Origin of the sequence: Kribbella sp. DT2 (assembly GCF_049844575.1) — a bacterium.
Lineage (GTDB): Bacteria > Actinomycetota > Actinomycetes > Propionibacteriales > Kribbellaceae > Kribbella.
In genome coordinates, this window is record NZ_JBNCLH010000009.1 from 242,107 (window position 1) to 254,071 (window position 11,965).

The 11,965-nt window shown below is 68.5% G+C and carries 10 protein-coding genes and 1 tRNA gene; 8 read left to right on the forward strand and 3 right to left on the reverse strand.

Annotated elements, in window-relative coordinates; translation table 11 throughout:
- Nucleotides 1–137: 137 nt before the first annotated feature.
- Nucleotides 138–211, reverse strand: a tRNA-Leu gene (locus ACLQ2O_RS33350).
- Between the two features lie 95 nt (nt 212–306).
- Here ACLQ2O_RS33350 and ACLQ2O_RS33355 point away from each other — a divergent pair.
- From ACLQ2O_RS33355 to ACLQ2O_RS33380, 6 genes are all read left to right on the forward strand, one after another.
- A complete protein-coding gene (locus ACLQ2O_RS33355) occupies nt 307–894 on the forward strand; it encodes an ANTAR domain-containing response regulator (RefSeq protein ID WP_425839741.1) in 588 nt (195 codons plus the stop codon).
- 415 nt (nt 895–1,309) lie between these two features.
- Nucleotides 1,310–2,551 (forward strand): branched-chain amino acid ABC transporter substrate-binding protein, encoded by a 1,242-nt coding sequence (locus ACLQ2O_RS33360; RefSeq protein ID WP_425839744.1) that lies wholly within the window; start codon nt 1,310–1,312, stop codon nt 2,549–2,551.
- A gap of 73 nt (nt 2,552–2,624) precedes the next feature.
- Nucleotides 2,625–3,941, forward strand: coding sequence for a branched-chain amino acid ABC transporter permease (locus ACLQ2O_RS33365; protein WP_425839747.1), 1,317 nt, complete (start codon nt 2,625–2,627; stop codon nt 3,939–3,941).
- Complete coding sequence (locus ACLQ2O_RS33370; protein ID WP_425839750.1) at nt 3,938–5,632, forward strand: branched-chain amino acid ABC transporter permease; 1,695 nt, start codon at nt 3,938–3,940, stop codon at nt 5,630–5,632. Before ACLQ2O_RS33365 ends, ACLQ2O_RS33370 begins: the two co-directional genes overlap by 4 nt.
- Nucleotides 5,629–6,495: an ABC transporter ATP-binding protein gene (locus ACLQ2O_RS33375; protein ID WP_425839753.1), complete on the forward strand. Its 867-nt coding sequence runs from the start codon at nt 5,629–5,631 to the stop codon at nt 6,493–6,495. Before ACLQ2O_RS33370 ends, ACLQ2O_RS33375 begins: the two co-directional genes overlap by 4 nt.
- Nucleotides 6,492–7,208 (forward strand): ABC transporter ATP-binding protein, encoded by a 717-nt coding sequence (locus ACLQ2O_RS33380; RefSeq protein ID WP_425839756.1) that lies wholly within the window; start codon nt 6,492–6,494, stop codon nt 7,206–7,208. The genes ACLQ2O_RS33375 and ACLQ2O_RS33380 overlap by 4 nt, the downstream gene beginning before the upstream one ends.
- A gap of 62 nt (nt 7,209–7,270) precedes the next feature.
- Here the strand turns inward: ACLQ2O_RS33380 and ACLQ2O_RS33385 are convergent, their stop codons facing one another.
- On the reverse strand, nt 7,271–8,011 hold the full coding sequence (locus ACLQ2O_RS33385; RefSeq protein ID WP_425839759.1) for a DUF554 domain-containing protein: 741 nt from the start codon (nt 8,009–8,011) through the stop codon (nt 7,271–7,273).
- A 150-nt stretch (nt 8,012–8,161) separates the two neighbouring features.
- Between ACLQ2O_RS33385 and ACLQ2O_RS33390 the strand changes: the two genes are divergently transcribed.
- The gene (locus tag ACLQ2O_RS33390) at nt 8,162–8,773 is read left to right on the forward strand and encodes a GNAT family N-acetyltransferase (RefSeq protein WP_425839762.1); all 612 of its coding nucleotides are present in this window, start codon (nt 8,162–8,164) and stop codon (nt 8,771–8,773) included.
- On the opposite strand, the gene ACLQ2O_RS33395 is transcribed toward ACLQ2O_RS33390, so the two are convergent.
- Nucleotides 8,736–9,167: a hotdog fold thioesterase gene (locus ACLQ2O_RS33395; protein ID WP_425839765.1), complete on the reverse strand. Its 432-nt coding sequence runs from the start codon at nt 9,165–9,167 to the stop codon at nt 8,736–8,738. The genes ACLQ2O_RS33390 and ACLQ2O_RS33395 overlap by 38 nt on opposite strands.
- Before the next feature lie 106 nt (nt 9,168–9,273).
- On the opposite strand from ACLQ2O_RS33395, the gene polA reads away from it, so the two are divergent.
- Nucleotides 9,274–11,964 (forward strand): DNA polymerase I, encoded by a 2,691-nt coding sequence (gene polA / locus ACLQ2O_RS33400; RefSeq protein WP_425840170.1) that lies wholly within the window; start codon nt 9,274–9,276, stop codon nt 11,962–11,964.
- Nucleotide 11,965: the final 1 nt, after the last annotated feature.

The following is an 11,965-nucleotide window of genomic DNA, read 5'->3' on the forward strand; positions in this document are numbered from 1 at the left end:
GGCTGACAGAAAGCCGACGGCCGACCGAACTCAGAGTCTCACCCGCAGCGAGTGAGTCCAGCGCAGACTGCCGGATGCGAGCGTCGTACACGAGAAGAGTCTTGCAGCGGGAACCGACAGTTCCCGGGGAGGTTGTGTGCCCTGGGTGGGACTCGAACCCACACTGGATGCTGTTTGAGAGCACGGCCTCTGCCGATTGGGCTACCAGGGCGCTTTCGCTCGGAAATCGTAGCCCATGGGAGGTCGGTGAACGGCCAAGGGGCACCACGTTCCTGGCATGTCGGCCGCACGACGACCCAGCTGGATATGGTGTCGGGTGTGACTGCAAAGCGTGTGGTGATCGCTGAGGACGAAGCTTTGATCCGGATGGATCTGGCCGAGATGCTGGCTGAGGAGGGGTACGACGTCGTCGGGCAGGCGGGGGACGGTGAGGAGGCCATTCGGCTCGCGACGGAGCATCGGCCGGATCTGGTGATCCTGGATGTGAAGATGCCGAAGCTGGACGGGCTCAGTGCGGCGGAGAAGATCGCGGGGGACCGGATCGCGCCGGTGCTGATGCTGACGGCGTTCTCGCAGCGGGAGCTGGTCGAGCGGGCCCGCGACGCCGGAGCGATGGCGTACCTGGTGAAGCCGTTCTCCAAGGCCGACCTGCTGCCGGCGATCGAGATCGCGGCCAGCCGGTACGTCGAGCTCGCGGAGCTGGAGCGCGAGGTCGCCGACCTGTCGGAGCGGCTGGAGACCCGCAAGCTGGTCGACCGGGCCAAGTCGGTGCTGCAGACCAAGTTCGGCCTGTCCGAGCCGGACTCGTTCCGCTGGATCCAGAAGACCGCGATGGACAAGCGCGTCTCGATGCGCCAGGTCGCCGAGCTCGTCGTCGACGAAGCCGGCTCCTGACCGCAACCCGGGACAACCACCCGCGCGGGCACCCCGCACGGGCACCTGCGCCCCGGGCGCCCCGCCGAGCCCCGCCGGGTCGGTCCATGGCATGGAAGGCCGTCGTTCGCCACCCGTTCGGGCGTGGCGGGGGCGGCCTTTCGTCCGAGGAATGAGACGGCGGTCACACAGCGTGGTGCCCGGCCGAATACAGGGGGCACACATTGGTTGTCAATGTGGCTCTGAGTGCGCCACTCGGTCACCGAAAGTGAAGCTGCTGAGCAAAGCCAGTGGCGACTGATCAGGATGGTGCTTACAGCGGTAACGACCTCACAACACACGCTGGGTCACGTTCGCCTTGACCGCTCAGCGGGGTCTAACCTGCGGGTGCTCGCGGGAATCGCGGGGGTCCGGGGATCGCTCGGACTATCCAGACATGGGAGGAACAGTGCACCAGCGTTCCGTAGTACGGGTCGGCGCGTCGCTGATCGTTGCGTCGTTGGCCCTGACTGCCTGCGGTTCACGCAGTGACGACAACGGTGGCGGGGGCTCCGGCGATGCGACCAAGACCGCCAAGATCGGCGTGATCGCGCCGCTGTCGGGAGACCTGTCGGCGCTTGGTCTGGGTATCCAGCACTCCGTCGAACTGGCGGTCAAGCAGGCCAACGACTCCAACGCGATCCCGGGCTGGAAGCTCGAGGTCTCGGCCCAGGACGACGAGGGCAAGGCCGACGTCGGCAAGAACGCGGCCACCGCGGTCTCGTCGGACGCCGACGTGATCGGCGTGGTCGGCACGCTGAACACCGACGTCGCCCAGCAGGTCCAGCCGATCCTGGCGCCGAAGAACATCGCCCAGGTCTCGCCGGCCAACACCGGCCCGGGCCTGACCCAGGGTGCCGACTGGCAGAAGAGCCCGAAGCGGCCCTACCCGACGTACTTCCGCACCTGCACCACGGACGCCGTCCAGGGTCCGTTCGCGGCGCGCTACCTGTACGAGACCGCCAAGATCACCAAGGTCGCGACGATCCACGACAAGCGCGCCTACGGTCAGGGCCTGGTCGGCACCTTCACCGAGGAGTTCAAGAAGCTCGGTGGCCAGGTCGTCGCGGCCGAGACGATCAACGAGGACGAGAACAACTTCCAGGCCGTCGTCTCCGCGATCAAGCCGTCCGCTCCGCAGGCCCTGTACTACGGCGGTCAGTACCCGCAGGCCGGTCCGCTCTCGCAGCAGATGAAGGCCGCCGGCCTGAACATCCCGCTGATGGGTGGCGACGGCATCTACGACCCGGAGTTCGTCAAGCTGAGCGGCAAGACCGGCGAGGGTGACCTGGCCACGTCCGTCGGCGCCCCGGTCGACACGCTGCCGTCGGCGAAGAAGTTCGTCGCCGACTACGAGGCCGCGAAGTTCGCCGACCCGTACGCCGCCTACGGCGGTTACTCCTACGACGCCGCGAACGCGATCATCGCCGCGCTCAAGGTTTCGCTGAAGGACGCCGAGAGCGTCGAGGCCGCCCGGCCGAAGACCGTCGAGGAGCTCGCCAAGGTCTCCTTCGAGGGCGTCACCGGCAAGGTCGCCTTCGACCAGTACGGCGACACCACCTCCAAGGTCCTCACCGTCTACAAGGTCACCGGTGGCAAGTTCACCGCTGTCCAGACCAAGGACTTCGAAGCCAAGTAGGTCGACCTCGTGACACGGGGGTGGGACGCGGTCCCACCCCCGTGGCATGTCGGAAATGAGTTGGGAGGTCGACGTGGACCAGTTCTTACAGCAGCTCGTGATCGGGCTGAGTCTCGGATCGCTGTACGCCCTGATCGCGGTCGGGTACACCGTCGTCTACGGCATCGTGCAGCTGATCAACTTCGCGCACGGCGAAGTCTTCATGATCGGCGGCTTCGGCGCGCTGACGACGTACCTGTTGTTCTTCGAGGGACACACCAGTGTGTGGATCCTGCCGGTGATGCTGGTCGGTGCCATCGTGGCCTCGGTCGGTACGGCGGTGGCCATGGAACGTGTCGCGTACCGTCCCCTGCGGAACGCGCCACGCCTCGCGCCACTGATCACCGCGATCGGTATCTCGGTGTTCCTGCAGGAGTTCATCCGGCTGTTCTACGACCGTCCGGTCTGGACCGTGCCGGTGTTCGCGATCCTCGCGATCGGTACGGCGTACTGGGTCGGTAGCCGGCGCACGAAGGTGAACCTGAACCACCCGGTGACCAAGTGGCGCGACCGGGCCCCGCTGCTCGGTGCCGGCGCCGGTGCGCTGGCCGCGTGGATCGCCCTGCGGGTCGCCTCGCCGGACTACAAGCCGTTGCTGAGCATCGTGTTCTTCCTGGTCAGCGCCGTCGTCGGTACGGCGGTCGGCTGGCTGGTCGCCCGGTTCGGTGCCAGTGGCGAACGCGCGACGGCGTTGCGCGACGCGATCTGGCAGTCGGCCGTGGCCGGTGCCCTGGTCCTCGAACTGTTCTGGCTGGTGTACCAGGAACTGATCAAGCACGTCGACTGGCCGAGCGGCAAGCAGCGCACCACCTTCCCGTCCATCGATGTGGTCTCGGGGACCGCGTTGCAGGTCGGCGGTGTCACGATCCAGCGGCCGGCGGTCTTCACCGTCCTGCTGCTCGTCGTCTCCACCGCGCTGCTGTGGTACTTCATCAACCGCACCAAGCTGGGCCGCGGCATGCAGGCCGTGTCGCAGGACCCGGACACCGCGCGGCTGATGGGCATCAACGTCGACCGGATCATCGTGGTCGCCTTCGCGCTCGGCGCCGTCCTGGCCGCCGTGGCCGGTCTGGCCCAGGGCGTGCAGAACAACCTGGTCGACTACCGGATGGGCTTCCTGGCCGGTCTGAAGGCCTTCACCGCCGCCGTGCTCGGTGGCATCGGCAACATCCAGGGCGCGGTCCTGGGTGGTCTGCTGCTCGGTGTGGTCGAGTCCCTCGCCACGCAGTACATCCCGGGCCAGTTCGGTGGTAGCTCCTGGAAGGATGTCTGGGCGTTCGTCATCCTGATCCTGGTGCTGGTGTTCCGTCCGCAAGGCCTGCTCGGAGCAAGGGTGGTGGATCGCGCATGAGTGAGTCGACGAAGACCCTCGCGGCGCCGCCGGCTCTACCGGCCGCGGCCTGGCCGCTCGGTATCGCCGGTGTGGCGCTGCTGATCATCGGGTCGTTCCTGTCCTGGAGCTACGACGGCTCGATCCTGGGCGACCTGTCGATCAACTTCTACCCCGGTGCCCTGCAGATCCTCGCGATCATCCTCGCGGTGCTCGCGCTGGTCCTGCTGCTCACGGTGAAGGGCCCGCTGGCCTCCCGCCTCGGCCACTGGCTCGACGCGACCCTCGGTCTGCGGGCGCTCGGCCTGACGACGGCGCTGTTCTTGGTGCTCGTCCTCGTGGCGATCTCGATCGAGTCCGACGGCCTGATCAACGTGAACCCGGGCGGCTACGTGTCGCTGGTCGGTTCGCTGGCCCTGCTGGTCTCGTCGCGGATGATCCCGGTCCGCGAGCTGCGCGACCTCGGCGAGGCCCGGCTGCCGGGCTGGTTCGAGATCCTGTCGATCGCGATCCTGATGGCGGCCGTGCTGTTCGGCGCGGCGTACGCGCTCGGGCTGACCGACGTCTGGAACTTCGTGCTCTGCCTGGTGTTCATCGCCGCGGTCGTCGCGGCGCTGTTCCGGACCGGCGTGATGAGCTGGGTCGGGCACGTGGCGCAGCGGCACAAGAAGGTGCTGACGCTGGCGTCGTTCGCGGTGGCGTTCTTCTTCCCGTTCACCCAGAACGGCTCGGACGCGAACATGTCGATCGCGACCCAGGTGCTGATCTTCGCGGCCACCGCGATGGGCCTGAACATCGTGGTCGGTCTGGCCGGTCTGCTGGACCTCGGCTACATCGCCTTCCTCGGCTCCGGCGCGTACGTCGCCGCGATGCTGTCGGAGTCGGCGTTCGCGACCATCGACTGGCACCCGCCGTTCATCGTCGTGGTCCTGCTCGGTGGCTGCGTGTCGGCCGTCCTGGGCCTGATCATCGGTTCGCCGACGCTGCGGGTCTCGGGCGACTACCTGGCGATCGTGACGCTGGGCTTCGGTGAGATCTTCCGGCTGGCGATGTTCAACCTGGACGGCACCAACGGTCCGCTGCTGACCAACGGCCCGAACGGTATTCCCGGCATCCCGGACCTGCAGCTGGGCAGCTTCGACTTCGGCAAGCCGCACACGCTCGCCGGGATCGAGCTGGGCCGGTTCTCGAACTACTACTTCCTGCTGCTGATCCTGATCGGCTTCATCATCCTGGTCTTCTCCCGGCTCAACGACAGCCGGATCGGCCGGGGCTGGGTGGCGATCCGCGAGGACGAGAAGGCCGCCGAGGCGATGGGGGTCAACGTCTTCGGGCTGAAGCTGCTGGCGTTCGCGATCGGCGCCTTCCTGGCCGGTCTGGCCGGCACGGTGAAGGCCCACCAGGACGTCGCGGTCTCACCGGGTCAGTACATCTTCCTGGAGTCGGCGTTCCTGCTGGCCGCGATCGTGCTCGGCGGTATGGGCACCATCGCGGGCGTGCTGCTCGGGGCGACGATCCTGAAGCTGCTGCCGGAGAAGCTGCGGTTCTTCTCCGAGTACCGGCTGCTGCTGTTCGGTCTGCTGCTGGTGATCATGATGCGGTTCCGGCCCGAGGGCCTGGTCGCGAGCAGACGCCGGCAGCTGGAGTTCCACGAAGAGGACGAGGCGCTGGCCGAAGCGATCGAGCACGACCTGGTCGAGGAGGCGAAATGACCGTCACGGAACCGGCGCCGAGCGCGCCGGGCACTGGCCGGCCGGTACTGGAGGCTTCCGGCGTGACCATGCGGTTCGGTGGTCTGCTGGCGGTGAACGACGTGAACCTGACCGTCCGCGAGGGCGAGATCGTCGGACTGATCGGCCCGAACGGTGCCGGCAAGACGACGTTCTTCAACTGCCTGACCGGGCTGTACAAGCCGACCAGCGGTCAGGTCCGGTTCGAGGGGCAGGCGCTGCCGCCCAAGCCGCGGGCCGTGGTCCGCGCCGGGATGGCCCGTACGTTCCAGAACATCCGGCTGTTCGCGAACATGACGGCGCTGGAGAACGTGATGGTCGGGCGCTACTGCCGGACCAGCTCGGGCGCGCTCACCTCGGTGCTGCGCGGCCCGAAGTTCCGGCGCGAGGAGGCAGCCACCCGGGCCCGCGCCCAGGAGCTGCTCGAGTTCGTCGGGCTGGGCCGGTCGGGCGAGCACCTGGCCCGGAACATGCCGTACGGCGACCAGCGGCGGCTCGAGATCGCCCGCGCGCTGGCCACCGACCCGAAGCTCATCCTGCTGGACGAGCCGACGGCGGGCATGAACCCGCAGGAGACCCGGCAGGCGATGGAGCTGATCTTCAAGATCCGCGACTCGGGCCTGTCGGTGGTCGTGATCGAGCACGACATGCGGTTCATCTTCAACCTGTGCGACCGGGTGCTGTGCCTGGTCCGCGGCGAGACGCTGATCGAGGGCTCGCCGGGTGAGGTGCAGTCGGACCCGCGGGTGATCGAGGCCTACATCGGCACCGGTGAGGACGACGACGAGGACGACGAGCCGGCCGCCGGCGAGCGGCCGCAGGACGTTCCGGAGGAGGGACGATGACCGCCATGCTGGAGGTCCGCGACCTCGAGGTTGCCTACGGCAAGATCGTCGCGGTGAAGAAGATCAGCTTCTCCGTCGAGCAGGGGCAGGTGGTGTCGCTGATCGGCACCAACGGCGCCGGCAAGACGACCACGCTGCGGACGATCTCGGGGCTGCTGCGCCCGACGTCGGGCGAGATCCTGTTCCAGGGTCAGCGCATCGACGACGTACCGGCTCACGACATCGTCACGATGGGGCTGGCGCACTCGCCCGAGGGCCGGCGGATCTTCCCCCGGCTGTCGGTCGAGGAGAACCTGCTGCTCGGCGCGTTCACCCGCAACGACCAGCCGGTGATCCGCAAGGACCTCGACGCGGCGTACGAGCTGTTCCCGATCCTGGGGGAGCGGCGCAAGCAGCCGGCCGGGACGTTCTCCGGTGGTGAGCAGCAGATGCTGGCGATGGGCCGGGCGATGATGAGCCGTCCCAAGCTGCTGATGCTCGACGAGCCGTCGATGGGGCTGTCGCCGATCATGATGAAGCGGATCATGACGACGGTCACCGAGCTGCAGAAGCAGGGCACCACGATCCTGCTGGTCGAGCAGAACGCCCAGGCGGCGCTCAAGCGCGCCGACTACGGCTACGTGCTGGAGGTCGGCAAGATCGTTGTCCAGGGCACCGGCCGCGAGCTGCTGGTCAACGACGACGTCCGCAAGGCGTACCTCGGCGAGGACTGACCCCGTACGACGAAGAGCCCCGGCCTCCACCGAGACCGGGGCTCTTTGCTGTCAGCAACCGGTCAGTTGCGCACGACAACCAGGAGCTGGACCAGCAGCGGCGCGACGATCAGCGCCGGCAGCAGGTCCGCGACGGCCACCTGCTTGATCTTCAGCAGCCGCAGCGCCACACCGATCAGCAGCAGGCCGCCCGTCGCGCCCAGCGCCGTGACGTGCGCCTCGGGCAGCACGTCGCCGAGCAGAGCACCAACGGCCGTCATCAAGCCCTGGATCACCAGTACGACGAGCGCGGACGCCGCGACACCCCAGCCGAGCGAGGCGGCGAAGGCGATCGAGGCGAATCCGTCCAGCACGGCCTTCAGGAACAGCTGGTCCGCGCCCCGGCCCAGTCCGTCGGACAGCGCGCCCAGGAAGGTCAACGGCCCGACGCAGAACACCATCGACGACGTCACGAAGCCTTCGACGAACGTGCTCTCGCCGTCGCCCCGGCTGAAGCGGTGCTGGAGCCAGCTGCCGAAGCCCTCCAGGCGTTGCTCGATCTTCAGCAGCGAGCCGACGATCCCGCCGATTAGCATCGCGCCGAGCACGATCAGGACCGGAGCGCTGTCGCCGACCGCGTCGCTGAGGGCCGCGTCGCCGACGGTGAGTGCCGACGTGACCGCGATCAGCAGCGTGACCAGGCCGAGCGCGTCGGTGACCAGGTCGCGCGTCCGGCCGGGCAGCCGGTGGCCGATCAGGACGCCGAGGACCGAGCCGACAAGGACCGTCGCGACGTTCACGACGGTACCGATTCCGATGAACAAGCGTGCTCTCCGATCGCCGGCGGTCACAGCCGGTGTGGGGGTGGTCGCGTCGCTTTGCAAGCGACCTCCGAAGCCCTACTGTTGCGCGGGGACGAGCGTATCCGCCCAGTCCTGTTCACCTCGGGGGTGGATCAAGACCAGGAGGCCGACGTGGCATCTGCGATCGAGGTGCGCGACGCACGCCCCGACGATGCCGTGGCCCTGGTGGCGCTGTGGAGCGAGATGTCGATCGGCACCGGGCACCAGCGCGCGCTGGCCGCCCCGACGCCCGAGTCGGTCCGGGCCTCGATCGCCCGGCTCGCCAAGGATCCCGGCGCCCGGCTGGTGGTCGGCGAGCTCGACGGCCACGTCAGCGGCATGGTCTACCTCCGCCGTACGCCGATCTCTCCGCTGCACGCCGAGGAGACGATGACGGTCGAGTACCTGCACGTCACCGACCAGGCCCGGCGGCACGGCCTGGGCAAGGCGCTCGTCGCCGAGGCCGCGGCGTGGGCCGAGCACGAGAGCTGCCCGTACCTCGGAGTGGTCGCCCCGGCGGTCGCCCGGGAAGCGAACCGCTTCCTCGCCCGGCTGGGCCTCGGCCAGGCCGCCGTCCTGCGCTTCGCCGGGACGCACACGGTCCGCCGCCGGCTCGCCGCCGAGCACGCGCCCAACCTGCTGGCGATGCTCTCGTCACGCCGCTCGGTGATCGCCCGGCGGGCCCAGCTCGGGCACCGCCACGACCTCACTTCGCCGGCGGAGCCTGAATCAGCTGGCAGGTGATCCGGGCGGTGCAGACCCGCTTGTCCCGGTCGTCGGTGACGACGATCTCGTACGACGTGGTGGTGCGGCCCAGGTAGATCGGGGTCGCGACGCCGGTCACGGTGCCCTCCCGGACGGCGCGGTGGTGGGTCGCGTTGATGTCGACGCCGACCGCGACCTTCCCGTACTGGGCCGCGTGCATCGCCGAGCCGATCGAGCCCAGGCTCTCGGCGAGCACGCAGGACGCGCCGCCGTGCAGCAGCCCGTACGGCTGGGTGTTGCCCTTGACGGGCATGGTCGCGACGACGCGCTCCGGCGAGGCCTCGCTGACAACGATGCCCATCAGGCTGAGCAGCGTGCCTTCGACGTCCATCCCCGGCGGCAGTGCGGTGGGTTGAGTGCTCTGATCGCTCACAGTGCGCAGACTACCTTCGCCGGTCGTGACGGAAACTGTCCACGCCAACCACTAGAGTCTCTACGTGGCTCCAGAAACTGACACTTCTACGACGACCAAGGACCCGGTGGTGGCGGGCGACTCGCCCCGCCCGCGGATCCTGCTGCTGGACGGGCACTCGCTCGCGTACCGGGCGTTCTTCGCGCTGCCGGTGGAGAACTTCTCCACCACCACGGGTCAGCACACCAACGCGGTGTACGGGTTCACCTCGATGCTGATCAACATGCTGCGCGACGAGCAGCCGACGCACATCTGCGTCGCCTTCGACGTGTCCCGCAAGACCTTCCGCGCCGAGCAGTACAAGGAGTACAAGGCCGGCCGGTCGAAGTCCCCGGACGAGTTCAAGGGACAGGTCTCGCTGGTCAAGGAGGTGCTGGAGGCGCTGCGCATCCCGACCACCGAGATCGACGGCTGGGAGGCCGACGACATCATCGCCACGCTCGCGACGCAGGCCGACGAGCAGGGCTTCGAGGTGCTGATCAGCTCCGGTGATCGCGACTCCTTCCAGCTGATCAACGACAACGTCACCGTGCTGTACCCCAAGCGCGGCGTCTCCGAGATCGCCCGGATGGACCCGGCCGCCGTCGAGGCGAAGTACGGCATCCCCCCGCGGCTGTACCCCGACCTCGCCGCGCTGGTCGGCGAGAAGAGCGACAACCTTCCCGGCGTACCGGGGGTCGGTGACAAGACCGCGGCGAAGTGGCTGAACCAGTTCGGCTCGCTCAACGACGTGATCGACCGGGTCAACGAGATCAAGGGCAAGGCCGGTGAGTCGCTGCGCGAGCACCTGTCCGACGTGATCCGGAACCGGCAGATCAACGAGCTGGTCCGCGACCTGTCGCTGGACGTCGCGGTCGACGACCTGGTCAGGCACCCGTGGGACCGCGACAAGGTGCACACGCTGTTCGACAGCCTGGAGTTCCGGGTGCTGCGCGAGCGGCTGGTCGCCGAGCACGAGCAGGTCGAGGAGACGATCGAGGAAGGCTTCGACCTCGAGGGCACGCAGCTGAAGCCGGGCGAGGTCGCGGCCTGGATCAAGGAACACGTGTCGACCGGCGCGCGGACCGGCGTGGCCGTGCAGGGGACGTGGGGGCGGGGGACCGGTGAGATCACCGGCCTCGCGCTGGCGACGTCCACCGGTGCGGCGGCCTGGTTCGACCCGGCGGCGCTGACGCCGGACGACGACGCGGCTTGGCAGGCCTGGCTGGGCGACGCCGCGCAGCCGAAGGCGCTGCACGACGCGAAGGGTCCGCTGCTCGGGTTCCTCGAGCGCGGCTGGACGCTGGCGGGGCTGACCTCCGACACCCAGCTGAGCGCGTACCTGGCCCGTCCGGACCAGCGGTCGTACGACCTGTCCGACCTCACCGTGCGGTACCTCAAGCGCGAGCTGCGCACCGAGGAGGCCGAGAACGGTCAGCTCAGCTTCGACGACGTCGAGGGCGGCCCGGCCGCCGACGCGACGATGCTGCGCGCCCGCGCGATCGCGGATCTGGCTGACACGCTGGACGCCGAGCTGGAGAAGCAGGCCGGTACGGCGCTGCTCGCCGATGTCGAGCTGCCGCTGATCGACGTGATCGCGGCCATGGAACGCGACGGGATCGCGGTCGACCGGCCGTACCTGGAGCAGCTCGAGGAGCGGTTCGCGACCGGTGTCCGGGACGCGGCCGCGTCGGCGTACGAGGTGATCGGCAAGGAGATCAACCTCGGGTCGCCCAAGCAGCTGCAGGTGGTGCTGTTCGACGAGCTGCAGATGCCGAAGACCAAGCGCACCAAGACCGGGTACACGACCGACGCCGACTCGCTGCAGTCGCTGTTCGAGAAGACCGAGCACCCGTTCCTGGCCTACCTGCTCGCGCACCGCGACGCGACCCGGCTGCGGCAGACCGTCGAAGGGCTGCTGAAGACGATCAGCCCGACCGACGCCCGGATCCACACCACGTTCAACCAGACGATCGCGGCGACCGGGCGGCTCAGCTCGACCGACCCGAACCTGCAGAACATCCCGATCCGGACCGAGGAAGGCCGGCGGATCCGCGAGGCGTTCGTCGTCGGCGAGGGCTTCGAGGCGCTGATGTCGGCCGACTACAGCCAGATCGAGATGCGGATCATGGCGCACGTGTCGGAGGACGAAGGGCTGATCTCGGCGTTCAACTCCGGCGAGGACTTCCACTCCGTCACCGCCGCGCGGGTGTTCTCGGTCGAGGCCGGCGACGTGACCCAGGAGCAGCGCGCCAAGATCAAGGCGATGAACTACGGCCTGGCGTACGGGCTGTCGGCGTACGGGCTGAGCCAGCAGCTGAAGATCGGCGTGGACGAGGCCAAGGGCCTGATGGACGAGTACTTCGAGCGCTTCGGTGGCGTGCGGGACTACCTGCGCAGCATCGTGCTCGAGGCCGGCAAGAGCGGGTACACCGAGACGATCCTCGGCCGCCGGCGGTACCTGCCCGACCTGACCAGCGACAACCGGCAGCGCCGCGAGATGGCCGAGCGGATGGCGCTGAACGCGCCGATCCAGGGCTCGGCCGCCGACGTGATCAAGATGGCGATGCTCAAGGTCGACGCGTCGCTGCGCTCGTCCGGGCTGAAGTCCCGGATGCTGCTCCAGGTCCACGACGAACTGGTCTTCGAGATCGCGCCCGGCGAGCGTGAGGCCCTGGAGACCCTGGTCCGCAAGGACATGGGCGCCGCGGTCGAGATGGCCGTCCCGCTGGACGTCTCGGTCGGCGTCGGCCGCACCTGGCACGAAGCCGCCCACTGAG

Excerpts from the sequence above, each read along its gene's own strand:
- ACLQ2O_RS33360 (WP_425839744.1), top strand. The coding sequence starts at position 1,310 with ATGGGAGGAACAGTGCACCAGCGTTCCGTAGTACGGGTCGGCGCGTCG.
- ACLQ2O_RS33375 (WP_425839753.1), top strand. The coding sequence starts at position 5,629 with ATGACCGTCACGGAACCGGCGCCGAGCGCGCCGGGCACTGGCCGGCCG.
- ACLQ2O_RS33370 (WP_425839750.1), top strand. The coding sequence starts at position 3,938 with ATGAGTGAGTCGACGAAGACCCTCGCGGCGCCGCCGGCTCTACCGGCC.
- ACLQ2O_RS33380 (WP_425839756.1), top strand. The coding sequence starts at position 6,492 with ATGACCGCCATGCTGGAGGTCCGCGACCTCGAGGTTGCCTACGGCAAG.
- ACLQ2O_RS33355 (WP_425839741.1), top strand. The coding sequence starts at position 307 with ATGGTGTCGGGTGTGACTGCAAAGCGTGTGGTGATCGCTGAGGACGAA.